This is a genomic window from Bacillus sp. FJAT-42376 (assembly GCF_003816055.1).
In the GTDB taxonomy this organism is placed as follows: Bacteria; Bacillota; Bacilli; order Bacillales; family Bacillaceae; genus Metabacillus_B.
The window spans coordinates 311,139-337,509 of the sequence record NZ_CP033906.1 but is presented as its reverse complement, the minus strand read 5'-3'; the positions used below and the strand labels follow the sequence as shown (position 1 = coordinate 337,509).

The 26,371-nt window shown below is 45.5% G+C and carries 27 protein-coding genes; 20 read left to right on the top strand and 7 right to left on the bottom strand.

Going from position 1 to position 26,371, the window contains the following annotated elements; all coding sequences use genetic code 11:
* Positions 1–152: 152 nt before the first annotated feature.
* The 6 genes from gyrB to dnaA all read right to left on the bottom strand — a co-directional run bounded on the left by gyrB (position 153) and on the right by dnaA (position 6,631).
* Positions 153–2,075 carry a DNA topoisomerase (ATP-hydrolyzing) subunit B gene (gyrB, locus tag CEF21_RS01590; protein WP_123919897.1) on the bottom strand — a complete coding sequence of 641 codons (1,923 nt, stop codon included), beginning with the start codon at positions 2,073–2,075 and terminating at the stop codon, positions 153–155.
* A gap of 35 nt (positions 2,076–2,110) precedes the next feature.
* Positions 2,111–2,386, bottom strand: coding sequence for an extracellular matrix regulator RemB (gene remB, locus CEF21_RS01585; protein WP_123913116.1), 276 nt, complete (start codon positions 2,384–2,386; stop codon positions 2,111–2,113).
* Positions 2,387–2,392: 6 nt separating this feature from the next.
* Positions 2,393–3,517 carry a DNA replication/repair protein RecF gene (gene recF, locus CEF21_RS01580; protein ID WP_123913115.1) on the bottom strand — a complete coding sequence of 375 codons (1,125 nt, stop codon included), beginning with the start codon at positions 3,515–3,517 and terminating at the stop codon, positions 2,393–2,395.
* A gap of 18 nt (positions 3,518–3,535) precedes the next feature.
* Complete coding sequence (gene yaaA / locus CEF21_RS01575) at positions 3,536–3,766, bottom strand: S4 domain-containing protein YaaA (protein ID WP_123913114.1); 231 nt, start codon at positions 3,764–3,766, stop codon at positions 3,536–3,538.
* Positions 3,767–3,968: 202 nt separating this feature from the next.
* Positions 3,969–5,105, bottom strand: a complete 1,137-nt coding sequence (gene dnaN / locus CEF21_RS01570) for a DNA polymerase III subunit beta (RefSeq protein ID WP_123913113.1) — start codon at positions 5,103–5,105, stop codon at positions 3,969–3,971.
* A gap of 176 nt (positions 5,106–5,281) precedes the next feature.
* Entirely contained in the window at positions 5,282–6,631 is a 1,350-nt protein-coding gene (gene dnaA / locus CEF21_RS01565; RefSeq protein WP_123913112.1) for a chromosomal replication initiator protein DnaA, read from the bottom strand.
* Positions 6,632–7,331: 700 nt separating this feature from the next.
* Here dnaA and rpmH point away from each other — a divergent pair.
* From rpmH to CEF21_RS01510, 11 genes are all read left to right on the top strand, one after another.
* Entirely contained in the window at positions 7,332–7,466 is a 135-nt protein-coding gene (rpmH, locus tag CEF21_RS01560; protein ID WP_082883743.1) for a 50S ribosomal protein L34, read from the top strand.
* Between the two features lie 129 nt (positions 7,467–7,595).
* Complete coding sequence (gene rnpA, locus CEF21_RS01555) at positions 7,596–7,955, top strand: ribonuclease P protein component (protein WP_123913111.1); 360 nt, start codon at positions 7,596–7,598, stop codon at positions 7,953–7,955.
* Between the two features lie 125 nt (positions 7,956–8,080).
* A complete protein-coding gene (gene spoIIIJ, locus CEF21_RS01550) occupies positions 8,081–8,899 on the top strand; it encodes a YidC family membrane integrase SpoIIIJ (RefSeq protein ID WP_123913110.1) in 819 nt (272 codons plus the stop codon).
* The gene (gene jag / locus CEF21_RS01545) at positions 8,896–9,603 is read left to right on the top strand and encodes an RNA-binding cell elongation regulator Jag/EloR (protein ID WP_123913109.1); all 708 of its coding nucleotides are present in this window, start codon (positions 8,896–8,898) and stop codon (positions 9,601–9,603) included. The genes spoIIIJ and jag overlap by 4 nt, the downstream gene beginning before the upstream one ends.
* A 685-nt stretch (positions 9,604–10,288) precedes the next feature.
* Entirely contained in the window at positions 10,289–11,674 is a 1,386-nt protein-coding gene (mnmE, locus tag CEF21_RS01540; RefSeq protein ID WP_123913108.1) for a tRNA uridine-5-carboxymethylaminomethyl(34) synthesis GTPase MnmE, read from the top strand.
* Positions 11,675–11,713: 39 nt separating this feature from the next.
* Positions 11,714–13,603 (top strand): tRNA uridine-5-carboxymethylaminomethyl(34) synthesis enzyme MnmG, encoded by a 1,890-nt coding sequence (gene mnmG / locus CEF21_RS01535; RefSeq protein WP_123913107.1) that lies wholly within the window; start codon positions 11,714–11,716, stop codon positions 13,601–13,603.
* Between the two features lie 21 nt (positions 13,604–13,624).
* Positions 13,625–14,341, top strand: a complete 717-nt coding sequence (rsmG, locus tag CEF21_RS01530; RefSeq protein ID WP_123919895.1) for a 16S rRNA (guanine(527)-N(7))-methyltransferase RsmG — start codon at positions 13,625–13,627, stop codon at positions 14,339–14,341.
* Between the two features lie 101 nt (positions 14,342–14,442).
* On the top strand, positions 14,443–15,312 hold the full coding sequence (gene noc, locus CEF21_RS01525; protein ID WP_123913106.1) for a nucleoid occlusion protein: 870 nt from the start codon (positions 14,443–14,445) through the stop codon (positions 15,310–15,312).
* 224 nt (positions 15,313–15,536) lie between these two features.
* A complete protein-coding gene (locus CEF21_RS01520; RefSeq protein ID WP_123913105.1) occupies positions 15,537–16,298 on the top strand; it encodes a ParA family protein in 762 nt (253 codons plus the stop codon).
* Positions 16,291–17,139, top strand: a complete 849-nt coding sequence (locus CEF21_RS01515) for a ParB/RepB/Spo0J family partition protein (RefSeq protein WP_123913104.1) — start codon at positions 16,291–16,293, stop codon at positions 17,137–17,139. Before CEF21_RS01520 ends, CEF21_RS01515 begins: the two co-directional genes overlap by 8 nt.
* Positions 17,140–17,192: 53 nt before the next feature.
* On the top strand, positions 17,193–17,897 hold the full coding sequence (locus CEF21_RS01510) for a DUF554 domain-containing protein (RefSeq protein ID WP_123919893.1): 705 nt from the start codon (positions 17,193–17,195) through the stop codon (positions 17,895–17,897).
* On the opposite strand, the gene yyaC is transcribed toward CEF21_RS01510, so the two are convergent.
* A complete protein-coding gene (gene yyaC / locus CEF21_RS01505) occupies positions 17,860–18,507 on the bottom strand; it encodes a spore protease YyaC (RefSeq protein WP_123913103.1) in 648 nt (215 codons plus the stop codon). The two genes, CEF21_RS01510 and yyaC, sit on opposite strands and share 38 nt — an antisense overlap.
* 185 nt (positions 18,508–18,692) lie before the next feature.
* Between yyaC and CEF21_RS01500 the strand changes: the two genes are divergently transcribed.
* The 9 genes from CEF21_RS01500 (at position 18,693) to rplI (ending at position 26,304) form a co-directional block, all read left to right on the top strand.
* Positions 18,693–19,592 carry a mechanosensitive ion channel family protein gene (locus CEF21_RS01500; protein WP_123913102.1) on the top strand — a complete coding sequence of 300 codons (900 nt, stop codon included), beginning with the start codon at positions 18,693–18,695 and terminating at the stop codon, positions 19,590–19,592.
* Positions 19,582–19,788 (top strand): DUF951 domain-containing protein, encoded by a 207-nt coding sequence (locus tag CEF21_RS01495; RefSeq protein WP_123913101.1) that lies wholly within the window; start codon positions 19,582–19,584, stop codon positions 19,786–19,788. The genes CEF21_RS01500 and CEF21_RS01495 overlap by 11 nt, the downstream gene beginning before the upstream one ends.
* A gap of 122 nt (positions 19,789–19,910) precedes the next feature.
* A complete protein-coding gene (ychF, locus tag CEF21_RS01490) occupies positions 19,911–21,011 on the top strand; it encodes a redox-regulated ATPase YchF (protein ID WP_123913100.1) in 1,101 nt (366 codons plus the stop codon).
* Between the two features lie 549 nt (positions 21,012–21,560).
* On the top strand, positions 21,561–21,848 hold the full coding sequence (gene rpsF / locus CEF21_RS01485; protein ID WP_035408493.1) for a 30S ribosomal protein S6: 288 nt from the start codon (positions 21,561–21,563) through the stop codon (positions 21,846–21,848).
* 41 nt (positions 21,849–21,889) lie between these two features.
* On the top strand, positions 21,890–22,402 hold the full coding sequence (gene ssb / locus CEF21_RS01480; protein WP_123913099.1) for a single-stranded DNA-binding protein: 513 nt from the start codon (positions 21,890–21,892) through the stop codon (positions 22,400–22,402).
* A 35-nt stretch (positions 22,403–22,437) separates the two neighbouring features.
* Positions 22,438–22,677, top strand: coding sequence for a 30S ribosomal protein S18 (gene rpsR / locus CEF21_RS01475; RefSeq protein WP_035408497.1), 240 nt, complete (start codon positions 22,438–22,440; stop codon positions 22,675–22,677).
* Between the two features lie 232 nt (positions 22,678–22,909).
* Positions 22,910–23,842, top strand: coding sequence for a YybS family protein (locus CEF21_RS01470; protein ID WP_123913098.1), 933 nt, complete (start codon positions 22,910–22,912; stop codon positions 23,840–23,842).
* Between the two features lie 39 nt (positions 23,843–23,881).
* Entirely contained in the window at positions 23,882–25,861 is a 1,980-nt protein-coding gene (locus CEF21_RS01465) for a DHH family phosphoesterase (RefSeq protein WP_123913097.1), read from the top strand.
* A complete protein-coding gene (rplI, locus tag CEF21_RS01460) occupies positions 25,858–26,304 on the top strand; it encodes a 50S ribosomal protein L9 (RefSeq protein WP_123913096.1) in 447 nt (148 codons plus the stop codon). The genes CEF21_RS01465 and rplI overlap by 4 nt, the downstream gene beginning before the upstream one ends.
* Positions 26,305–26,371 lie beyond the last annotated feature (67 nt).

The window sequence follows — 26,371 nt, the reverse complement described above, 5'->3', positions numbered from 1 at the left end:
AAACGTTTACGTAAACAACTAAAAAAATACCGTGTAAACGTTTACGTTAACCCAATCATACCAATCCATTTGCAGATTGTAAACTCTTACATGCACTTCAAAGCAGGAAATAGCCATAATAAAAAGCCCGCTCTTACAAGCGGACTTTTCGTTTAAATATCAAGATTTTTAACATACCTGGCGTTTTCTTCAATAAAGTTCCGGCGCGGCTCTACTTTGTCACCCATAAGGATATCAAATGTTTCATCCGCTTCGATTGCATCCTGAAGGCTGACTTGGAGAAGCGTTCTGGATTCAGGATCCATAGTCGTTTCCCACAGCTGTTCCGGATTCATCTCCCCAAGACCTTTGTAGCGCTGGATGCCCGGTTTTGGTGTTTGCGGGATTTCCCCTAATATCCGTTCAAGCTCACGGTCATTATAAGCGTACTCAATCCGCTTGCCCTGCTGGATTTTATATAGAGGCGGCTGGGCAATGTAGATGTAGCCGCTCTCGATAATTTCACGCATATACCGGTAAAAAAAGGTCAAAAGCAGCGTACGGATATGCGCACCATCGACATCCGCATCCGTCATAATGACAATCTTATGGTATCTTGCTTTTGATATATCAAAATCTTCGCCGATTCCTGTGCCAAGGGCCGTAATAATCGTGCGGATCTCATTATTAGATAGAATTTTATCAAGACGCGCTTTTTCCACATTGATAATTTTACCGCGGAGAGGCAGGATGGCCTGGAAATGACGGCTTCGTCCCTGCTTCGCTGAGCCTCCCGCAGAGTCTCCCTCAACGACGTACAATTCGCTGATGGATGGATCTTTCGAAGAGCAGTCTGCGAGTTTACCCGGCAGATTCGAGATTTCCAGCGCGCTTTTGCGTCTTGTCAGCTCTCTCGCTTTCTTCGCTGCCATTCTTGCCCGCGCAGCCATCATCCCTTTTTCCACAATTTTCTTCGCTACCTGCGGATTTTCAAGAAGGAACGTTTCAAACCCCTGGTCAAAAAGGGAATCCGTAACGGTACGTGCCTCTGAATTTCCAAGCTTCGTCTTTGTTTGTCCTTCAAACTGAGGGTCCGGATGCTTGATGCTGACGATTGCAGTGATTCCTTCCCGGACGTCTTCTCCGCTCAGGTTCGCATCGCTATCCTTAAAGACATTTTGTTTGCGGGCATAATCATTTATGACACGGGTCAGGGCTGTCTTGAAACCAGCCTCATGTGTACCGCCTTCATACGTATGAATATTGTTCGCAAAAGAATAAATGCTGCTTGTGTAGCCTTCATTGTACTGAAGGGCAATTTCGATTGTGATGCCGTCTTTTTCTCCTTCGAGATAAACAGGCTCTTCATGAATCACTTCTTTTGTGCGGTTTAAATGCTCGACATACGATTTAATTCCGCCCTCATAATGGTATTCATTTTTGCGTTTGTTTTCACGCTTATCTTCAATGATGATATTAATGCCGCGGTTCAGGAAAGCAAGTTCTCTTAAACGGTTGGCAAGTGTCTCATAATCATATTCAGTCGTTTCAGTGAAAATTTCCGGATCCGGAATAAAGTGAATGACCGTTCCTGTTTTGTCCGTTTCACCGATCACTTCAAGATCACCCTGAGGAACACCGCGCTCAAACTTCTGGTGATGAATTTTCCCGTCACGGTGCACTTTTACTTCCAGCAGCGTAGAAAGAGCATTTACAACGGACGCTCCCACTCCGTGAAGACCGCCGGAAACTTTGTAGCCCCCGCCGCCGAATTTCCCTCCTGCATGCAGAACCGTCATAATGACTTCGACAGCAGGACGGCCCATTTTCTCGTGAATTCCGACCGGAATCCCCCGCCCGTTATCCGTTACGGTAATGCTGTTGTCTTCTTCGATCATGACATGAATCTCATCGCAAAAACCGGCAAGGGCTTCATCAATACTGTTATCTACAATTTCCCAGACTAAATGGTGCAAACCTTTGGCGCTGGTGGAACCGATATACATTCCCGGCCGTTTGCGAACGGCTTCAAGGCCTTCAAGTACCTGTATCTGGTTTTCATCATATGCTTGCTGTTCCATTTGTTTTTGTTCCATGGACAATTATGTTCACCTACTCTTTTCAAAACGACTTATGGTGCCATTATGCTGATTTTTCGGGTGGAATCTATATCAAACGCAAGATGCGCTCGTTTTTTAAGTGTGCTGGATGCAAGGGGAGAAAAATAGATGTGTTTTTCTGTCACGACGATCGATTTCGCATCACCTTCTGAAAGCTGAATAATTTTCTCTTTTTGTTTCTCTAAAAACCCGGAAACAATTTCAGAGGGTTTGGACGAAGAGTAATCCAAAATAAAAAGGACATCTTTAGATGGCACGACAAAGTCATCTCCTAAATGGATGTACACGCTGGCTCACCTCGATTCGTCTGTATCAAGCTCTCCTGAAGATACCCGGTAGGAAGCGGCATCTTTTAGGGTTTGATGGTCGATCCCTTCCACACTCGTTGTCGTAACGAATGTCTGCACCTTTCCCTGAATCGTGTTCAAAAGATGCGACTGCCGGTAATCATCCAGCTCAGAAAGCACATCATCCAGAAGCAAAATCGGATATTCCCCGATTTCTTCATGGATCAATTCGATTTCAGCTAGTTTTAAAGAGAGAGCTGTTGTCCGCTGCTGCCCCTGCGATCCGAACGTTTGTACATCGCGGCCGTTTACAAAGAAAAGCAAATCATCCCTGTGGGGGCCGGCGAGTGTTGTTCCGCGCTCAATTTCTCTCTCTTTTATTTTATCAAACTTATCCAAGTATTCTTCTATCATTTTCGACAAATCCGCGTCTTCTGATACCTCAGTGGATGATTTATATTGAATCGTCAGCGTTTCAAGCCCTCTCGAGATGCCTGAATGAATCGGCTGTGCCCATTTCTCAAGCTGATCAATAAATAGTCTTCTTTTTCTAAAAAGCTTGGCAGCTGCTTCGCTCAGCTGCTGCGTCAGAACCTCAAGCATCGTGCGGTCATGCTGTTTCCTTGTTTGCAGCTGTTTTAAGTAGTGGTTCCGCTGCTGAAGGATTTTCTGATAGTGGCTTAAATCATGCAAATAGACAGCCGAAACCTGTCCGATCTCCATATCGATAAATCTTCTCCTCACCTGGGGGCTTCCCTTTACGAGGTTCAGATCTTCGGGAGCGAACATAATAACATTGACTGCCCCAATATACTGGCTGAGCTTCCGCTGTTCCAGATGGTTGATTTTCGCCGTTTTCCCTTTTTTCGAAAGGACAAGCTGCATGGGAATGGATCCGCCGGTCTTGGCGACCCGTCCTTCTATTTTAGCATATTCTTCATCCCAGCGGATAAGATCTTTATCATTGGAGGTACGGTGGGATTTTGCCATGGCCAGTACATAAATTGCTTCCATCATGTTTGTTTTGCCCTGGGCGTTTTCCCCGATAATAACGTTCACTTTGTTTTCAAAAGAAACCGTCAGGGACGGGTAATTGCGGTAATTCGTTAATTTCAGTTCCTGTATGTGCATCTTCCCACCAACTTTGCTCTATTCATGTGTACGGATGACAACAAATGAACCCATATCCGGAACATCAACGGTATCCTGATCTCTAAGCTTTTTCCCGCGTCGGTTTTCCGGCTCCCCGTTTACAAACACCTCGTGCTCGCTTAAAAACCATTTCACCATCCCGCCGGACTGAATGACCTCCGCAAGCTTCAGGAATTGTCCCAATGTAATAAATTCCGTATCAATTTGAATGTGCTGCTTATCGCTCATGTCTTTACCTCCCAATCATTCAAAATCTGATCGCTGCATTTCGGCGTACCCTCTATTTTACCTATTTCTCCATAAAAAGAAAAGACCGCTGTATTCTGTTCTACAACAGAGGGCGGCTGGTTCTTTTCTCTAAAACGAACACTGTCCTTTCCACGAGTACAATAAAAAGGCTGGCAATGATGCCAGCCGAAGGTGGTTTGAATCAGTATGTTCTTACAGGCAGGATCAGCTGCAGAATGGTATCGTCTTCAGGCGTGCGAATCAAAAACGGTCTCATCGCTCCGGTGAAGCTGACTTTAATTTCATTGCTGTCGAGCGCTTTTAGTGCATCCATCATATATTTTGCACTGAAAGAAATTTTTAATTCTTCCCCTGTAATTTCCTGAGTCTGGACTTCTTCAATGACTTTCCCGATTTCTGGAGAGTTTGAGGAAATTTCCAGCATTCCTTCTTCCAAAGTAGATAGTTTAACCACATTATTGCGTCCTTCTTTTGCAAGCAATGAAGCGCGGTCAATCGACTGAAGAAATTCTTTCGTTTGCACGAGTACATCGGTTTTGCTTTCATCCGGAATTAGACGGGAAGTATCCGGATAGTTTCCGTCTAGCAGTCTTGAGAAGAACAAAATATTTTTCGATTTAAACAAAACCTGATTATCTGTAAAGACCATCTCAGTCAGATCATTGGAATCATCAAGGATTTTGCTTAATTCAGATAAGCTCTTTCCGGGAATCACGACATTGTATTTACCCTCGTGGCCTGCATCAATGCTTGTCTTTCTAAGGGCAAGACGATGGCTGTCCGTTGCGATGCAAGTCAGCTCGCCATTTTCAAGACGCCAGTTGACTCCTGTCAAAATCGGTCTTGTTTCAGATGTGGAAACGGCAAATCCGGTTTGACGGATTAATGTTTTTAATAGATCGGTCGGGAGCCGGAACACATTCTCTTCTTCAATATTCGGAAGGTGAGGATATTCCTGTGCATCCAGTCCGTTTAAGTTAAATTCAGCTTTTCCAGAACGGATAATCGTTGAAAAGTGATTCTGAACTTCCATCTCGACTGTGTCTTTAGGAAGCTTTTTAACAATCTCACTGAAAAAACGGGCCTGCAGCACAATGCTGCCCGGTTCTTGAATTTCGACATTAATTTTTCCTTTTTCTTCAGTGGGAATAAACGATTCAATTGAAATATCGGAGTCGCTTCCCGTTAAGGTGACACCTTCACTGTTGGCGACGATTTTAATTCCCGTAAGAATTGGAATCGTTGTTCTTGAAGATACGGCTTTCATTACGTCCTGTACGCTTTGGGCAAGTTTATCTTTTTGAATGACAAATTTCATTCAATTCCCTCCTGTTCTAACGTCGTAATCTATTAAATAATGTTTTAAAAACTAGTAGAAGTACTAGTAGGGCCTGTGATTATGTGGATAACTTCAGAAAAACAAGGAAACACAGTCTATCAACATGTGGATAGACTGTGTATGAATGACCGATAGTTATGCACATTATTCACGGTTTAATTTTTTAGGGATTCTCTGATTTCTTTCACCTGGCGCTGCAGCTGATCGTCTACCTGCAGCATTTTGCTGATTTTTTCGTGGGCATGGATGACGGTCGTGTGATCGCGGCCTCCAAATTCTTCCCCAATTTTAGGAAGCGATGAATCGGTCATTTCTCTTGAGAGATACATCGCAATTTGTCTTGGGAAAGCAACGGATTTTGTCCGTTTTTTTGCTTTAAAGTCTTCCAGGCGCACTTGATAATGCTGGCCGACGGTTTTCTGAATATCCAGTATGGTAACCATTCTTGGCTTAGAACTAGGAATAATATCTTTCAGTGCTTCAGCAGCAAGATCGGCATTGATGTCTTTATTAATAAGAGATGAATAAGCGACAACACGGATTAGTGCTCCTTCAAGTTCCCGAATGTTGGAATCGATTTGGTTAGCTATGTAAAGCATCACCTCATTCGGAATATCAAGTCCTTCCGCTTTTGCCTTCTTCCTTAAAATCGCAATCCTTGTCTCAAGATCCGGCGGTGTAATATCGGTGATCAATCCCCATTCAAAGCGGCTTCTCAGCCGGTCTTCAAGCGTTGGAATTTCTTTAGGCGGCCGGTCACTGGAAATGACAATCTGCTTGCTTTCCTCATGAAGCGTGTTGAATGTATGGAAGAATTCTTCCTGGGTCTGTTCTTTGCCGGCCAGGAACTGAATATCATCTATCAGAAGAACATCCACGCTTCGATATTTATTGCGGAAATCGACGGCTTTATTATCCCGAATGGAATTAATAAATTCATTGGTAAACTTTTCTGAAGATAGATACACAACCTTCGCAGACGGATTATGATCAATCACATAATGGCCGATGGCATGCATTAAGTGGGTTTTGCCGAGTCCTACTCCCCCGTAAATGAATAGCGGGTTATAGGCCTTAGCCGGCGCTTCGGCTACTGCAAGCGATGCTGCATGGGCAAACCGGTTGCCTGATCCGATGACGAACGTGTCAAAGGTGTACTTTGGATTCAGCATGTTCTGCGGAATTTCAATCTGATCCTCTTCATCCTTTGCAGGAGGCTTCGCAGGAGTTTTAGGAATAAAATCTTCTTCATCCTGATTCAGCGGAATAATAAATTTGACGGCCAGTTCTTCTCCGGTCAAATCATAGATGATATTCGCAATTAGATGCAGATAGCGGCTCTCAAGCCAGTCTCTTGCAAATTCATTCGGCGCTGTAATGGTAAGGGTGTCCCCCTGCAGAGCATGGGCTTTAGTTGATTTTAGCCACGTATCGTAACTGGGTTTGCTGATTTTCTTTTCAATCTCTCCCAGCGCTTTTGTCCATAAATCCGAAATATTTTCCATAAGCTGCTCTCTCCCTCCTTCTCCCAGTTTCTCTATCTATCTTTTATTTATTTTCGTTCACGAAAAAAATAGGCATACTGGCGGGCTTGTACAGAAGTTGTACAGCCACTCCGGCACCCTTTGAATATTTATGCATCCGTATTGAATTGTTGATAACGATATAATATAGTAGAAAAACAGGTTTTCGACAAAATCCCCCAGGCTGTGGACAAGCTTGCAAACACGATGTTAGCATCTTTCCACACGTTATCCACAGTTTGTGGATAAATAAAACTCCGGCAAATCGTTATCAAGAGTGAAAACACAAATATAATATCAAAATAAACCAATTGTTGCAATGGGGTCTAAAACTTATCCACAGAAGAAACATCATGTCGAAAAAAATTGTCCACAATACTGGAATTTGTGAAAAACATGTCGATAAAGGGTGTGGATAAGAAAAAAACGGCGAAAAAGTTGTCCACAATCCAGCAAGACGGTTAAGTGCGGACACAGGAATTGATTTTTTGTTTTCTTAAAGCATGTTTAAGGTTTCGCAGGCTAGTGCGGTAAAATTTCATGTGAGAGGGAGCAAATGGACAGGCACATGACAAACGTGGATCCCGGCCGTCATTTTTTTTGACTATTGACATTTACAGGGTAAGGTCTCTATACTTATAAGGACTGTCTTTAACAGCTATTCCTCAGGGAGGTGCATATAATGAAACGTACTTATCAACCAAATAAACGCAAACACAGCAAAGTACACGGCTTCCGTGCGCGCATGAGCTCTAAAAATGGACGTAAAGTTCTGGCTGCTCGCCGCCGTAAAGGAAGAAAAGTATTATCCGCATAAGCCACTGAACACGTCAGTGGTTTTTTTTTCATTAAAAACGAAGTTAAATGCTGGGAAAGTTGGCTAACCTTTAAGGGGAAGCAAAGAAAAACAGCACGTAAAGAGCAATAAAAGCGGAGTGGAATCAGCATGAAAAAGAAGAACCGGATCAAAAGAAACGAAGATTTCCAGCAGGTATTCAAAAAAGGCAAATCGATTGCGAACCGGCAATTTGTGATTTATACGCTTCATAGAGAAGAAGAAAAAGAGTTCAGACTGGGATTGTCAGTCAGCAAAAAGATCGGAAACGCTGTAACGAGAAACCGGGTTAAGCGCCTAGTGAAGCAAATCTTTTTGGAAGAGAAGGAATTCCTTTCTGCAGGAAAGGACTATATTGTCATCGCCAGGAAACCGGCGGCCGAATTAAATTACGAGGAAGTGCGGAACAGTCTATTTCACCTGTTTAAAAAAGCCAGGCTTCTGGCAAAGAAGAAAAATGGGGAAAAATGATGTCAAGAAACGTTTGAAAAGAAAAAACAAATCATAAATAAAAGATGGTAAAATATTTTTGAACCGCTGCAAACTCAAGCCGGTTCAGCCAATTATGATGTACGTTCTTTACTTTAAAAATAGACATGCTGTTAGGAGGACAAAGTTTGAAGAGGCGCACTTGGTTAATTCTTGCATTAGTTGGTCTTTTAACCCTCTTATCCGGCTGTACGCAAGTCAATCAGCCGATTACGGATAAAAGTACAGGGTTTTGGAATCAGTACATTGTTTACCCTCTATCTTCAGTCATTACTTATTTTGCTGAGCTTTTTGGCGGCGGTGCCAGCACAGCGAACTACGGACTGGCGATTATTGTCGTCACGATTTTAATCCGTTTTGCGATCCTTCCACTGATGATCAAACAGACAAGAAGCTCAAAAGCGATGCAGGCCCTTCAGCCTGAAATGAAGCTGCTTCGCGAGAAATACAGCTCAAAAGATCAGCAGACCCAGCAGAAGCTTCAGCAGGAAACAATGGCCCTGTTCCAGAAGCACGGAGTCAATCCTCTTGCAGGGTGTTTCCCGCTGATTGTTCAAATGCCGATCCTGATTGGTTTCTATCATGCGATTATGAGAACAGAAGCCATTAAGGAGCATGCGTTCCTCTGGTTTGACCTCGGGGATAAAGATCCATTCTACATTTTGCCGATCGTTGCAGGGATTACAACGTTCATTCAGCAAAAGATTATGATGGCCGGAACAGAAAATCAAAACCCTCAGATGGCTATGATGGTTTGGCTCATGCCGATTATGATCGTGATTTTCGCTATTTCGTTCCCGGCAGCTCTTTCCCTGTACTGGGTAGTCGGAAATATCTTCATGATCTGTCAGTCTCTCCTTATTAAAGGACCTGATTTAAAAGCAAATACTCAAAAATCTCCTCAAAAAGCGGGAGCCAAGAAGTGAGAGAGGTAACGGCTGCAGGTTCAACCGTTGAAGAAGCAGTTCAAACCGCACTTTTAAAGCTTCAGGCTTCAAGAGAAGAGATAAACATAGAAGTAATCACTGAACCAAAAAAAGGTTTCTTGGGATTCGGAAAAAGAGAAGCCCTTATAAAGGCGGTTATGAAAACGCCTGAGCCTTCACTGGAAGCGGATATTCCGCTGCCTGAGCCTTCTGCCGAAGAGCCGGAGATGCCTCCGGTTCTGAAGAAGGTAAACGAGAAGCCTGGAGAGGAAGCCCATGCCTATTTAATTCAAGTAATTGAACAAATGGGTGTAAAGGCTTCGGTTGAAAAGATCCAAAAAGGAAGAAATTTAACCTTTTTGATTGAAGGAGAGGACATCGCCCTTCTTATCGGCAAGAGAGGACAGACGCTGAATTCGCTTCAGTATTTAGCCCAGCTCGTCGCAAACCGGCATTCGTCTCAATATTTCCATGTAACAGTGGATGCAGAAGCCTATCGGCAGCGCCGTGAAGAAATTCTTGTCCAGCTCGCCAACAAGCTTGCGGGACAGGCACTGGCTTCATCCAGGGAGGTAGCTCTCGAGCCGATGCCTTCTTCTGAGAGAAAGATCATCCATGCCGCACTGGCACGAAACAAAAAAGTAGTGACCTATTCGGCAGGGGAAGAGCCGAGGCGGCACATTGTGATCGCACCAAAACGGTAATCGAGGCTGGGACATAACTAAAATTGTGGTCCTTAAGCCGAATATTTCTTTTGAAAAAAACATGAAAAAACCGAACTATTGCGAAGCTCTATACCAGAGTTTCAAATAATAGTTCGGTTTTTTTTATTCGCTATGTTAAAGTATGTTATTGATTTTTTAAACCCTGTTGATTGAAGCAGAAGGCGTGAGACTCCTGCGGGAGCAGCGGGACAGGTGAGACCCCGCAGGCGCAAAGCGGCGAGGAGGCTCACCGCCCGCCCCGCGGAAAGCGAACGACTGCTAGCTGCAATCATCAGCCGTGTATAACAGAGCTTCTTTGTTAGCCGGAAACCTTTTGTCCCAACCTCTTTTTTTGCCCTTTTTTGCATTCTTGAGCTGTGTTCAGCCCCGCTGCCCGCGCCCCGGTGTAATTCCCCGGCTGCTGCAGGAGGCTGATTTATTTTTGCGCACTATTCTTCAGACGCCCCTCTTTCCAAAAACCGTGCGGATTCAAGATCCCTTATATTGTTATTCACATGTGGATAAGTTAAAATATAGGACGAACGATTGAAACATTGTGAATAACTCCGTCTGCCTCCAATCTTCCTTTTATATGCCGAATATGGTATCTTTAAGTTTTGATGACCTTCTTTTTAAATTAACCTTTTCCCAAATAGATAGATTGCATTAGAGTGAGGTGAACAACTTGGAATTCGATACGATTACAGCGATATCCACACCAATGGGTGAAGGAGCGATTGCGATAGTCAGGCTGAGCGGCGAAGAAGCGGTAGCCATTGCAGACCGTGTTTTTGCAGCGCCTGGAGGAAAGACGCTTCAAGAAGCAGACTCCCATACCATTCATTACGGCCATATTATTGATCCTGAAACGAATGAAACCGCAGAGGAAGTCATGGTTTCTGTTATGAGAGCTCCGAGAACCTTTACCCGCGAGGACGTAATAGAAATAAACTGCCACGGCGGGCTCGTCTCTGTAAACCGCGTCCTCCAGCTCGTTTTAAATAGCGGTGCGAGGCTGGCAGAGCCGGGAGAGTTTACAAAACGGGCGTTTATGAACGGACGAATTGATCTTTCGCAGGCGGAAGCAGTCATGGACCTGATCCGGGCGAAGACAGACAAAGCGATGAACGTTGCCCTTGGACAAATGGAAGGCCGTCTTTCAAAGCTTGTCCGAAAACTCCGCCAGGAAATTCTTGAAACGCTTGCGCATGTTGAAGTGAATATTGATTACCCCGAATACGATGATGTGGAAGAAATGACTCATCACATGCTTGTAGAAAAAGCATCTTATGTCAAGAATGAAATAGAGAAGCTTCTTCAGACATCCAGTCAGGGCAAAATCCTCAGAGAGGGTTTATCGACTGTTATCATCGGCCGTCCCAACGTCGGGAAATCTTCATTGCTCAACACGCTTGTCCATGAAAACAAGGCCATCGTGACAGATGTGCCCGGTACGACACGTGATGTGATTGAGGAGTATGTAAATGTAAGAGGCGTTCCTCTTAAGCTCGTCGACACGGCGGGCATCCGTGAGACGGAAGACATCGTAGAACGGATCGGAGTAGAAAAATCGCGCCAGGTTCTGAAGGAAGCCGATTTGATTCTCCTTGTTCTGAATTACAGCGATGAACTGACCTTTGAGGATGAGCAGTTGTTTGAAGCCATTAAGGGCATGGACGTCATTGTCATTATCAACAAAACGGATTTGCCGAAGAAAATTGATATGGAACAGGTGAGGGTTCTTGCAGAAGGACGTCCTGTCGTCACGACCTCGCTGAAAGAAGAAGAAGGAATTGATAAACTGGAAGAATCGATTCAGTCTCTGTTTTTCCAGGGCAATATTCAGGCTGGAGACATGACCTACCTGTCCAACTCCCGGCATATTGCGCTGATGACGCAGGCGAAACGTTCTATAGAAGAAGCGCTGAACGGGATTGATGCCGGAATGCCGATTGATATGGTGCAAATCGATTTGACGAGAGCATGGGAACAGCTTGGGGAAATAATCGGAGACGCCGTGCACGAAAGCCTGATCGACCAGCTCTTCTCTCAATTCTGTCTTGGAAAATAAATCATAGATTTTGTTTTACAAATAAAGGAGGAAACAACATTGGCATATCATGCTGGTGATTATGATGTCATCGTCGTTGGCGCCGGACATGCAGGTGTCGAGTCCGCTCTCGCAGCAGCGAGACTTGGCGCCCGCACTCTTGTCCTTACAATAAACCTTGATATGGTCGCTTTCATGCCCTGCAATCCGTCTGTCGGCGGACCTGCCAAGGGCATCGTCGTTCGGGAAATTGATGCATTGGGCGGCGAAATGGGCAAAAACATTGATAAGACCCATATTCAAATGAGAATGCTGAATACCGGGAAAGGCCCTGCTGTGAGAGCTTTGCGCGCACAGGCCGATAAATTCACGTATCAGCACGAAATGAAAAAAACGATGGAAAATGAACCGAACCTGACACTTATGCAGGGAATGGTGGACCGCCTGATTATTGAAGACGGCGAGTGCCGCGGTGTCGTGACCCAGACGGGTGCCGAATACCATTCCAAAACCGTTGTCCTGACAACGGGTACATTCCTGCGCGGACGCATTATCCTCGGGGAACTTTCGTATTCAAGCGGACCGAACAATCAGCAGCCGTCCATCAAGCTTTCCGAGCACCTGCAGGAGCTTGGATTTGACCTCGTCCGCTTTAAAACCGGAACACCTCCGCGTGTGGACAGCAAAACAATCGATTACAGCAAAACAGAAATTCAGCCGGGTGATGAAGAACCCCGTGCTTTTTCATATGAAACGACGAAATATATTACAGACCAGCTTCCTTGCTGGCTCACTTATACGAGTGCAGAAACACATCAGATCATTGACGATAACCTGCACCGTTCTCCTATGTATTCCGGTATGATTAAAGGAACGGGCCCGCGCTATTGCCCATCCATCGAAGATAAAGTCGTCCGCTTTAATGACAAGCCGCGCCATCAGATTTTCCTTGAGCCTGAAGGCCGGAACACGGAAGAAGTGTATGTGCAGGGATTGTCTACAAGCCTGCCGGAGGATGTACAAAAGCAAATTTTAAGCACGATTCCGGGTCTTGAAAATGTTCAAATGATGAGACCGGGCTATGCCATCGAATATGATGCCATTGTTCCGACCCAGCTTTGGCCGACCCTGGAAACCAAAAAAATACCGGGCCTTTATACCGCCGGACAAATAAACGGAACTTCAGGCTATGAAGAAGCCGCCGGACAGGGCATTATGGCAGGGATTAATGCCGGCCAAAAAGCACTTGGACGCGAGGAAGTCATCCTGAGCCGTTCGGATGCATACATCGGTGTTCTGATTGATGACCTGGTCACAAAAGGAACGAGTGAACCGTACCGTCTGTTGACGTCCCGTGCCGAATACCGCCTTCTCCTCCGTCATGATAATGCCGATTTGCGTCTGACGGAAACAGGCTATAAAATTGGGTTGATCAGTGATAGCCGCTATGAAGCCTTTACTGATAAAAAAGCGGCCATTGAAGAAGAGAGAGCCCGCCTTTCCAAGCTTATGCTTAAGCCTTCAGCGGAGGTGCAGGAGCTGATCCGCACTTCAGGCGGAAGTGAATTAAAGGATGGAATCCGCGCTTCCGATCTTCTGAAACGGCCTGAAATGAACTACAGCCATATCGAAAAGCTTGCGCCTGCTGCTTCTCCTGTCCACCCTGATGTGTCTGAACAGGTAGAAATCCAGATTAAGTACGAAGGATATATTGATAAATCCCTTCAGCAAGTCGATAAGCTGAAAAAAATGGAAAACAAAAAAATCCCTGAAAACATTGATTACGACGCCATCAACGGACTGGCGTCAGAAGCGCGCCAAAAACTGAAGGAAGTACGTCCTCTTTCCATGGCACAGGCTTCCCGTATATCCGGTGTTAATCCTGCAGACGTTTCCATTCTGCTTGTTTACATGGAACAGGGCCGCATTGCTAAAGTTTCAAATGAATAAAGCAAAAGAAAGGATTCGATGATGGACATTTCCTTATTCCAATCCAAGCTGGAGGAGAAAGGCATTTCCCTTTCTCCGGAACAGCTTTCCCAATTCGATACGTATTACAGGCTGCTCGTTGAGTGGAATGAAAAAATGAATCTTACTTCGATTACCGATAAAGAAGAAGTTTATTTGAAGCATTTCTATGATTCAATCAGTGCTGCCTTCCATTTTGATTTTACAAAGCCCCTCTCCATTTGTGATGTGGGAGCAGGAGCGGGTTTTCCGAGCCTGCCGATTAAAATCTGTTTCCCTGAACTATCGGTTTCAATTGTCGATTCTCTCAATAAACGGATCACGTTTCTGGAGGAACTGGCAAAAAGCCTCAAGCTGACCAATGTACACTTTTATCATGACCGTGCTGAAACGTTTGGCCAGAACAAGCAGCACCGCGAAAAATATGATGTGGTGACAGCGCGTGCGGTGGCCCGTCTGTCTGTTTTAAGCGAATTGTGTCTCCCTCTGGCAAAAAAAGACGGTTATTTTGTCGCTCTGAAAGCATCCGCAGCAGAAGATGAGCTTCAGGCCGGCCAAAAAGCGATTGCCGTTCTTGGAGGAAAAACAGAATCGATTCACCAGTTCCAGCTGCCGATTGAAGAAAGCGAACGAAACATCGTGATCATCAGAAAAGTAAAGCCGACTCCTGGAAAATACCCGCGGAAACCGGGGACACCTAACAAGACACCAATCGAATGATACATATTTTGAAAAAGTGCCCAATCAAGCAGCGGCATGCAGGAATTCCGGCTGAAAAAATAGAATTATAAATTGGACGTTCCCAAAGGTGGTGTACGCACATGAAGCATCCGTTTTCCCGTTTCTTCGGAATAGGAGAAAAGGAAGAAACAGATCAGACGCTAGAAAATTTGGAAAGTGAATCAGGAGAAGAAGAGGCACCGAGAGAAGAAGTGAAGCAAATTCCTGTTCTCGATATTACGCCAAACCGATTCCAGCCCCGTTCCATTTTTTCGGATGAAAAAATAGATGAACTGTCCATGACCATTCGTACGCATGGCATCATTCAGCCAATCGTTGTCCGTCCCGCAGACGGCAAATTTGAGCTGATTGCAGGCGAGCGGAGATGGAGAGCGGTTCAAAGGCTGGGGTGGGAAACCATTCCCGCTATTATTAAGGAATTTAATGATAAAGAAACGGCTTCTGTTGCTCTTATAGAAAACCTGCAGCGTGAAGAGCTGTCTGCCATTGAAGAAGCGCTTGCTTATGCGAGGCTGCTTGAGCTGCATGAATTGACACAAGAAGCGCTTGCGCAGCGCCTCGGCAAGGGCCAGTCTACGGTCGCAAATAAACTGAGACTGCTGAAGCTGCCGGATGAAGTGCAGGAAGCCCTTCTTCAGAAAAAGCTCACAGAACGGCATGCAAGAGCCCTCATCCCTCTTAAACTGCCTGAACTTCAGGTTGCGCTGCTGAACGAGATTATTGAAAAGCAGCTGAATGTGAAGCAGACAGAAGACAGGGTCGTCAAAATGCTGGAAAAAGAAAAACCAAAAGCGAAGCCGAAGCGCAAAGCGTTCAGCCGTGACACCCGGATTGCCATGAACACGATCCGGCAATCCTTAACGATGGTCGCGGATACGGGCGTTCAAATCAATTCAGAAGAAGAGGAATTTGAAGAATATATTCAATTTACCATCAAAATTCCTAAGTAACTCCCTAATCCTTTGATTAGGGAGTTTTCTTTTGCCCTTTTCCCACACCAGACGGTGATTTTTTTCTTCATATATTTGAAGATTTTAGAAAAATCTAGAACGACTGACTATCATTTTTTGTTAAAATAGAAGAATAGCTTTAAAGCCTCTGATCAAAAGCGGATGCATCCCCCCGGCCTTTGAAATGGGAAAAGATTATAGAGATGCAGGAGTAGGTGAACCTCGTGGGAAAGATAATTGCCGTAGCAAATCAAAAAGGCGGAGTCGGAAAAACAACGACTTCCGTGAACCTTGGAGCATGTCTTGCCTATATAGGCAAAAAAGTCCTTCTAGTCGATACGGATCCTCAAGGTAATGCAACGAGCGGGATTGGAATAGAAAAAGCAGATGTGGAATATTGCATTTACGATATTCTTGTTGAAGATACAGAGGCAGTTGCCGCCATTCGTCCGTCCGCCGTTGAAAATCTTCATGTTTTACCGGCGACGATCCAGCTTGCCGGTGCGGAAATTGAACTCGTTCCGACTATTTCCCGGGAAGTAAGATTAAAAAGAGCACTCGACAAAGTCAAACATAACTATGATTATGTGCTGATTGACTGCCCGCCATCCCTTGGTTTATTAACCATTAATGCCCTGACAGCCGCAGATACGGTGATTATCCCTGTTCAATGCGAGTATTATGCTCTTGAGGGGCTGAGCCAGCTGCTGAATACGGTACGGCTTGTTCAAAAGCATTTGAACACGAATCTGATGATTGAAGGGGTTCTTCTCACGATGCTCGATGCCCGGACGAACCTCGGGATACAGGTTATTGAAGAAGTGAAAAAATATTTTCGTGAAAAAGTATACAGAACGGTTATTCCAAGAAATGTAAGATTGAGTGAAGCGCCAAGTCATGGCCAGCCGATTATTTTATATGATGCCCGCTCAAGAGGAGCGGAAGTTTATCTTGATTTGGCGAAGGAGGTGGCAGCGAATGCCTAAAGGATTGGGGAAAGGATTGGAATCACTTTTACAGGCAAGCAAAGAAGAAACCGTACAGGAACTAAAGTGCCAGGAACTGCGTCCTAACCCCTATCAGCCCCGGAAGACATTTCAGGAGGAAGCGATTGAAGAATTAAAGGAATCCATCCTCCACTATGGAATTCTTCAGCCGATTATCGTCCGGAAATCCATTAAAGGCTATGAAATCGTGGCAGGAGAGCGCCGATTTCGGGCCGCAAAGCTTGCAGGCCTGAAAACCGTCCCGGCTGTTGTAAGAGAATTGAATGACCGTCAGATGATGGAATTGGGGCTTCTTGAAAATCTTCAGCGGGAGGATTTAACGCCGCTTGAGGAAGCGAAAGCCTACCAGTCGCTTCTCGAAGAACTGAATATGACGCAGGAAGAGCTCGCCCAGCGCCTGGGCAAGAGCCGTCCCCATATCGCCAACCATCTTCGTCTGCTGTCGCTTCCTGCCGGGGTTCAGGCCCTGATCAATGAAGGGAAGCTTTCAATGGGGCATGGCAGGACCATCCTCGGCCTTAAGAAAAAAGATAAGCTCCTCGTACTTGCGGAGAAAATCGTAAAAGAGCAGCTGAATGTCAGACAGACCGAAATTCTCGTTCAGCAGCTGAATGAAAGCGGCGGAAAATCGCCCGATCCGAAGAAACAAATAAAGCGGGATCTGTTCTTAGCTGAACGGGAAACATCCCTTCAGCAGTATTTTGGAACGAAAGTATCGATTAAACAGCAGCACAATAAAGGCAGAATTGAAATAGAATTTACGGATTCAAAAGACCTTGAAAGAATTTTAGAACTGCTTGCCACGGAAGAATCCTCCTGAGCGTTCCTGCAGGAGGATTCTTTTTTGTGAATGCAGAAAAGGGAGTGAGGAACATGGTTCTTTTAGGAAGTGTCATCAATGCCATCGGGATTGCCGCAGGAACTTTGATCGGCCTGCTCTTGACGAGGATACCGGAACGCATCAAGGAAACGGTCATGATTGCCATCGGCCTGTCCGTTTCGATTCTCGGCATTACGATGGCCTTAAAAAGCGAGGACTTCTTTTATGTAATCGTCAGCCTGATCGCCGGGGCGGTAATCGGTGAAATCCTTAATCTTGAGGAAAAGCTTCATGCGGCCGGCCGATGGATTGAAGGAAAGACCGGCAAATCAAAGACAGGGAATATCGCCGAAGGGTTTGTAACGGCCACTCTCATATTTGTGATTGGGGCTATGTCCATCGTCGGAGCGCTTGACAGCGGGTTAAGAGGAGACCACAGCGTCCTGATGACCAAGTCGATGATTGACGGCTTTACGAGTGCCGTTCTTGCGAGTACGCTTGGAATCGGCGTCATGTTGTCCGCCATTCCCGTTTTCCTCTATGAAGGAGCGATTGCCCTGTTTGCGGGAGTGATTCAGTCGTCTATTGAAAAGAAGCTTCTTACAGCGCTTATCTCAGAACTAACCGCAGCAGGCGGCGTCATGATTCTCGCCATCGGGTTGAATATGCTTCAAATCAAATCGATACGGGTCGCGAACCTGCTTCCGGCCCTCCCTGTCATTATTCTGCTTGTGACGATTCAGCATTATTTTTTTTAGTTAAGTTCGCAATCGGCGACCTTTTCATCCAAGAGGAACGGACCACATGCCGTTTCTCTGCGTCAGCGATGCTGTCAGCGATGAGGCCGGCCATCGTCATGACAAGGTGAAGCCTCGTATTCTGCAAAACGAAAAACTCCATAAATCCGCTCACATTCACAATGCCGGTCAAATGCATGTCTCCGACAGCCGGAAGGTCTTTGTTCACTCCGGCACCGGGCTTGACGGGCCCTGGCCCGATTTGGAACGAACCGACACTTTTCAATTTTCCCAGACAGGCATCAATGGCTATGATAAATGGATTGCGATAGGATGCCTCTATAAGGGCAATCGACTCCTCTAAGTTCACCGCGTGAACCGGATCTTTTAGCGTCCCGTATATATGAAACCGCTCCAACCTCTTCTCCGCAAGCTTGGACCCGACAATCGGACCAAGACTGTCCCCTGTTGAACGGTCTGTGCCGATGCATAAAATAACAATTTCCCTTCCCGCTATTTTAGGGAGGAGCGCGAGAATACAAGAAGACAGAAGCTCCCGTGCATCCTGATCTTCATAGTAAATGCGTTCCGGATCCTTGAAAGATGAAAACAAGCCCGTTTTTAGATTCATAGCTCCTGTCCAGCTCCTTGTACTCATAAGTACTATCAGTATACGGATTATGGACTGAATCTATACTAGGGAGATGGAAGTTTGAGCCGGGATTGGTTTTTGGGGATGTCCTCTGTCCATCCACTGCAAAACTTGCTAAAATAAATAGATAATGAACAATAGGAAGTACCGATAGGCAGGAGTGAATCCTTTTGAATGAAAAGATTTATGCAAAAATACAGGAGCATTTGCTGAACGAAGAACTTTGGACCGGAATCGGATTCGGCAGTTTAAGAATCATTTTTATTATCGTCGCGGCCGCTTTAATTATCCGGGTTGGCAACATGGCAATTGCCAAGGTACTGACGCTGAGAGTGAAATCCCCCCTCAGGATTTCAGAGCGCCGGGAGAATACGCTTGCGAAGCTGCTCAGTAATGTCCTGGCGTACGTTGTCTATTTTGCCGCTCTTCTGATGATTCTTGAAACGATGAGCCTCGATGTGAAAGCTCTCCTTGCCGGTGCCGGAATTGTCGGACTTGCTGTCGGATTCGGAGCGCAAAACCTTGTACGGGATATCATCACCGGTTTTTTCATTATTTTTGAAGATCAATTTTCCGTCGGCGATGTAATCCGCGTCGGAGGGTTTGAAGGAACGGTAGAGGAAATTGGTCTCAGAACCACCAAGATTAAAAGCTGGACAGGAGAACTTCATATTTTGCCGAACGGAAGCATCGTCGAAGTAACGAATTTCTCGATCCACAACAGTACGGCTGTTGTCGACATCAATGTGGCGTATGAGTCGGATATTCAGCATGTCGAAGAAGTCATCCGCGACCTTTTGCGCGTCCTGCCTGCCAAATACGAAGACATGGCGGCTGTTCCGGAGCTCCTCGGAGTCCATAATTTCGGCCCTTCTGAAATTACGCTCAGAGTTGTATGCGAAACAGCGCCGATGCAGCATTTCTATGTAGCAAGAATGATTCGCAAAGAGATCAAGCTTGTCATGGACGAGCATGGAATCGATATCCCGTTCCCGCGCATCGTCATGTACAACCGGGATGCAAAAGATCCATCCATTGGAAAGGGTGAGCAAAGTGGCGGATAAGGAATTTGATTTAAATGACATTGTGGAAATGAAAAAACCCCATCCATGCGGAGCAAATCGGTGGAAAATCATCCGTCTTGGCATGGACATCCGAATTAAATGCGAAGGCTGCGGCCACAGCGTGATGATCCCGAGAAAAGAATTCACAAGAAAGATGAAAAAAATGCTCGTCAAGGCAGAACAGCCCGCCGAGTAACCAGTTTTTCTTGTGTTTTCCGCATTTCCTTTCTATAATTGGGGTTGGTTTACAATAGTACGGCCTAACACAGCAAATTCCGCATTATGGGATTTGTTTATCATAGAGGAGCTGAACGAAACATGGCTTTAACTGCAGGTATTGTCGGACTTCCGAACGTAGGGAAATCCACTCTTTTTAACGCAATTACACAAGCAGGCGCAGAGTCTGCCAACTATCCATTCTGTACGATTGACCCGAATGTGGGCATTGTGGAAGTACCGGACGAGCGTCTTCAAAAATTGACAGAGCTTGTCCAGCCTAAAAAAACCGTTCCAACCGCTTTTGAATTTACCGATATTGCCGGAATCGTAAAAGGCGCAAGCAAAGGTGAAGGTCTTGGAAACAAATTCCTTTCCCATATCCGCCAGGTGGACGCGATTACTCATGTAGTCCGCTGTTTCGAGGATGGAAACATCACACACGTATCCGGCAAAGTGGACCCGATCGATGATATTGAGACCATCAACCTTGAGCTTGTTCTTGCTGACCTTGAATCTGTCGACAAACGTGCTGCGCGTGTAGAAAAGCTTGCCAGACAGAAGGATAAAGATGCCGTTGCTGAGCATGAAATTCTTTCCAAGCTGAAAGAAGCGTTTGAAAACGGCATGCCGGCCCGTTCGGTTGAGTTTACGGACGAACAGATGAAGTATGTGAAGCAGCTTCACCTGCTGACAAGCAAACCGATCCTTTATGTGGCAAACGTAGCAGAGGATGAAGTAGCCGATTCCTCTAAAAACCCTTACGTTCAAAAAGTAAGAGATTTTGCAGCGAAAGAAAACGCAGAAGTGATTGTCGTGTGTGCGAAAATTGAATCTGAAATCGTCGAGCTTGATGCAGAAGAAAAGGAAATGTTCCTTGAAGAGCTTGGCATCAAGGAATCAGGACTGGATCAGCTGATCCGCGCGACTTATCAGCTGCTTGGCCTTGCGACTTACTTTACGGCAGGCGTTCAGGAAGTACGTGCATGGACCTTCCGTCTCGGCATGAAAGCCCCTCAATGCGCAGGCGTCATCCATACGGACTTTGAACGCGGATTTATCCGTGCTGAAACCGTCCACTATGAAGACCTTCTTGCTGCAAAAACAATGGGCGCAGCCCGTGAAGCGGGGAAAGTCCGCCTTGAAGGAAAAGAATACCTTGTGAAAGACGGAGACATCATTCACTTCCGTTTTAACGTTTAATATTTAAAAGAAGGCTCTTGAGGGAGTCTTCTTTTTTCTATTCGGAATAGGGCTTGGAGAGGGACGGATGTACGGGGGCAGTCCTGCATTGCCAGCGGGGGATCGGGGGTCAGTCCCCGAAAAATTTACCGTATTAAAGCTCCGGCACCATCTTTGGGAAGCCGCGCTGCATCAGGGTTCGCAGGCAAATGCCTCTGTCCCCGGCTGCGGTGAAGCAAGAGGGGACAGGCCCCGTGCCAGTCCCCAAGAATTTTACCGGACTAAAGCTCAGGCACCGTCTTTGGGAAGCCCTGCTGTATAAGGGTTCGCAGGCAAATGCATCCGTCCCCTGATGCGGTGAAGCACAAGGGGACAGGCCCCTCCCGAATAAAGATTTAGCGCGCTTCCCGCTTTTTTGCGGCAAAACGGCTCAGCTGCCCCTCAAATTAAAGGAAGCGCCTTGCCAAATTCCAATCCATTTGGTATAATTCTAACTTGTGAGTAATTGAATTATTGCTCCTTGCTCTCATTCATTTGAGGGCCGCTTAGACCAAGAGGAGGTGTAGAGTAATGACAAACTACGAAATTATGTACATCGTACGTCCAAACATTGAAGAGGATGCGAAGAAAGCTCTTGTTGAGCGTTTCAGCGGAATTCTTTCTGACAATGGTGCGGAAGTAAAGGAAACAAAAGAGTGGGGCAAACGCCGCCTTGCTTATGAAATCAATGATTTCCGCGATGGTTACTATCAGATCGTTAAAGTTGCTTCTGAAGCAGAAGCGGTTCAAGAATTTGACCGTCTTGCAAAGATCAGCGAAGACATCATTCGTCACATCGTGATTAAAGAAGAAGAATAATTGCAGCCGATCATAAATTTTCTAAATAAAGGATGGTCTTCATGATCAATCGTGTCGTTCTCGTCGGAAGACTTACAAAAGACCCTGAACTTCGATATACACCAGCAGGGGCAGCCGTTGCCACCTTCACTCTTGCCGTAAACCGTACGTTTACGAACCAGCAGGGGGAAAAGGAAGCAGACTTCCTTAACTGTGTTGTATGGAGACGTCAGGCCGAAAATGTGGCAAACTTCTTGAAAAAAGGCAGCTTGGCTGGCGTTGAAGGCAGATTGCAGTCTCGCAGCTATGAGGATCAAACAGGACGCCGTGTGTATGTAACTGAAGTTGTGGCCGACAGCGTACAGTTTTTGGAGCCTAGAGGCGCCGGAAACAGCGGTGGCGGAAACAGCAATAACTTTTATGATGGAGGCCAGTCTCAGGGCGGCCAGAGATCATATGGTGGTTCAGATCAGCAGCGGAATAATAACAATCAGGGCCGTACAAGCTTTGATGATGATCCATTTGCCAATGATGGACAACCGATTGATATATCAGACGATGATTTGCCATTCTGAGAACAAAAATCCAATCTGAAAGGAGTGTATGACAAATGGCAGGAGGACGCAGAGGCGGTCGCGCGAAGCGCCGTAAAGTTTGTTTCTTTACCTCTAACGGAATCACGCACATCGACTACAAAGATGTTGATTTGCTTAAAAAATTCGTTTCCGAGCGCGGTAAAATTCTTCCTCGTCGTGTAACTGGTACAAGCGCTAAATACCAACGTAAATTGACTGTTGCTATCAAACGCTCACGCCAAATGGCATTGCTTCCATACGTTACAGGCGAATAATGAATTCAAAAAAGACACTCATTCGGTGAGTGTCTTTTATTTTTATTCAGCATATTGAAGCGGCTGAAAGGAGCAGCAAAGTAGCCGTGATTCCTTTTTATCCCGAAAAAATGTTATAATGGGCTGGATTGCTGTCTAACTCGATTAACCCTGCTTATATAAGCAGTTTTTTCATTTTATGACCATAGAGTTCTGTTAATTCTCTGTGAACCAACCTGAATGAGGTGAGCCTGTGAAACGCACGAATGCCCTGACAGAGGGAGCCATTATGCTTGCTCTTTTTGCTGTTGCCGTCTTAATCACCATCACCGTTCCGCTTCTGGGAATGATTACTTCATTTGCCCTGCCGATCCCCTTCATCATTTATGCATTAAGGCATGATGCGAGGAGCAGTTTCCTTTTATTTGCGGCATCATTGCCGGTCGTTTTTATTACGGGATCGATCAGTGCATTGATTGCAGCAGCCCCCACCGCTTTAACCGGGATGATCATGGGTACACTTTATAAGAAAAGAGGAAGTGCTCCGGCGGTCATTGGAGGAACGTTTGCGTTCCTTGCTACTATTCTTGGGAGCTACGTCATTTCAGTCCTCTTTTTTCAAGTAAACCCATTGGCTGAATTCAAGTCCATGATGACAGAATCGATTGATATGGCGACTTCATTTATGAAAACGATGGGCCAGTCTCCCGATGAAGAACAAATGAAGCTGCTTCGTACTCAAGTAGATCAATTCTTCAATTTACTTCCCACCGTTTTAGTGATGTGCAGTTTCTTTTTCTCCATTGTGACACATGCCATTGCGTCTCCTATTCTCAAGAGACTGAAGCTTGAGGTTAAACCATTGAAGCCATTTAGAGAATGGAAGCTGCCGAAAAGCATTGCATGGTATTATTTTGCTGTTATTTTGCTGAGTTATCTGGGATTTGAAAAAGGATCCTATTTAAATATTGCCGTGACAAATCTGTTTTTTATTCTGATGGTCCTGCTGATCATTCAGGGATTATCTTTTCTATTCTATTACGCTTATGCAAAAGGAATCGCAAAAGGCATCCCTATTGCGGTTTCTATATTTTCCCTGTTCCTGCCGTTTTTGCTTTATCCGATTCAATTCTTAGGTATAATTGACATAGGATTCAAATTAAGGGAAAAAATCACCCGCAAATGATAAGCGGGACGGTATCACTGTTGCGAGGAGCTGAAACAGATGCCAAGTTTTTACGAAAAGCGTTTATTCCGTTACCCTATATACGTCCTATATGGCGTAACAGTGATCGCATTAGTTTTTCTTTTTTATTATAATTGGATCCTCTCCTTCGCTGGACTTCTTCTTACCGGGCTGACCCTCGTTCTTCTTATACAGGCGGATGCCAGGATGAAAGCAGACATGGAAGGATACATATCGACGCTCTCTTACAGGCTGAAAAAGGTCGGAGAAGAAGCGCTCATGGAGATGCCGATTGGCATTATGCTGTTTAATGATCAGTATTACATTGAGTGGACCAACCCGTTCCTCGCCTCTTCCTTTGACGAAGATACCCTCGTGGGAAGAACGCTTTATGATGTAGCAGAAGGACTGATTCCTCTTATTAAACAGGAAGTGGATTCCGAGACGATTACGCTTCATGACCGGAAATTCAAAGTCATCATTAAAAGGGAAGAGCGCCTGCTTTATTTCTTTGATGTAACGGAGCAAAAGGAAATTGAAAAACAATACAAAAATGAACGGACCGTTTTAGCCCTTATTTTTCTTGATAATTATGATGAAGTGACTCAAGGGATGGATGATCAGACGAAAAGTACGATCAACAGCGAAGTAACCTCCCTTTTGAATAAATGGGGGACCGACCAGGGGCTGTTTTTGAAGCGGGTTTCCTCCGAACGGTTTCTTGCTGTGCTGAATGAGAACATTTTAGAAAAGTTAGAGAAAACGAAGTTCTCTGTTCTGGATGAAGTCCGCGAGCGAACGGCGGTTTACAATATTTCGCTCACGCTTAGCGTCGGAATCGGGGCCGGGCACCATTCGCTTCAGGAGCTTGGGGATTTAGCCCAGTCCAGCCTTGATCTTGCACTCGGCAGGGGAGGCGACCAGGTGGCGATTAAGCAGCCGAACGGCAAGGTTAAATTTTATGGCGGCAAGACCAACCCGATGGAAAAAAGAACCCGGGTAAGGGCGCGCGTCATTTCCCATGCGATGACAGACATCGTAACAGACAGCGACAAGGTTTTGATTATGGGGCATAAATATCCGGATATGGACTCCATTGGCGCGGCAATCGGCGTGCTGAAGGTTGCAGAAGTAAACGGAAAAGAAGCTTACATCGTATTGGATCAGAATGAGATTGATTCAAGCGTCAAACGGCTCGTGGAAGAGCTGAAGCTTCATTCGGAATTGTGGTCTCATTTTATCAAGCCCGATGAAGCCCTTGAATTGGTAACAGAAGAAACGGTTCTTGTCGTTGTCGATACGCATAAACCATCCCTTGTACTTGATGAAAAGCTGCTTAACCGTGTTCATGATAAAGTGGTCATCGACCATCACCGGCGGGGCGAAGAGTTTATTAAAGATCCGCTTCTCGTCTATATGGAGCCGTATGCATCGTCAACAGCCGAGCTTGTAACCGAATTGCTCGAATACCAGCCGAAGCGTCTAAAACTCAAAATGATTGAAGCAACCGCCCTGTTAGCTGGTATAATAGTGGACACAAAAAGCTTTACGCTCAGAACCGGTTCGAGGACATTTGATGCAGCCTCCTACCTCCGTTCCAAGGGAGCGGACACCATCCTCGTCCAAAAGTTTATGAAAGAGGATATCGGGCATTTCGTCAAGCGCTCCAAGCTCATCCAGAATACGGAGCTGCTGGAAAACGGAGTCGCTCTTGCCAAGGCTTTTGATGAACCGGATATTTATTTTGACCAAGTCATTATTGCGCAAACGGCGGATACCCTGCTTTCCATGAGCGGAGTGGCCGCGTCGTTTGTTATCGCACGCCGGAACGAAAATACGGTAGGGATCAGCGCAAGGTCCCTTGGCGATGTCAATGTCCAGCTTATTATGGAAGCACTGGACGGAGGCGGTCATTTGACCAACGCAGCCACCCAGCTGTCAGACATAACCGTTGCAGAAGCGGAAGAGAGATTAAAACAAGCGATTGGCGATTATTTTGAGGGAGGAATTAAGGCATGAGAGTTATTTTTCTAAAAGATGTAAAAGGCAAAGGAAAAAAAGGCGAAGTAAAAAACGTAGCAGACGGCTATGCACATAACTTTTTGATTAAACAGGGTCTTGCTGTCGAGGCAAGCAATGCAGCCATGTCTGCACTAAACGCCCAAAAGAATAAAGAAAACAAAGAAGCAGAACAAGAGCTTCAAGCGGCGGAAGAACTGAAGAAAACGCTTGAGGAGCTGACTGTAGAACTAAAAGCAAAATCCGGAGAAGGCGGCCGTCTGTTTGGCTCCATCACAAGCAAGCAAATTGCGGATGAGCTGAAAAAAGTTCACTCCATTAAAATTGATAAGCGTAAAATTGACCTTCCGGATGCAATCCGCGGTCTGGGCTACACAAACGTGCCTGTAAAGCTTCATACAGAGGTAACAGCTACTTTGAAGGTGCATGTAACGGAAGAATAAGCTTGGAAAGTTCACCCATCCTTTCTGTTTACAAAAAGCGGAAGATCAGGGGTTTTGCAAGGATAGA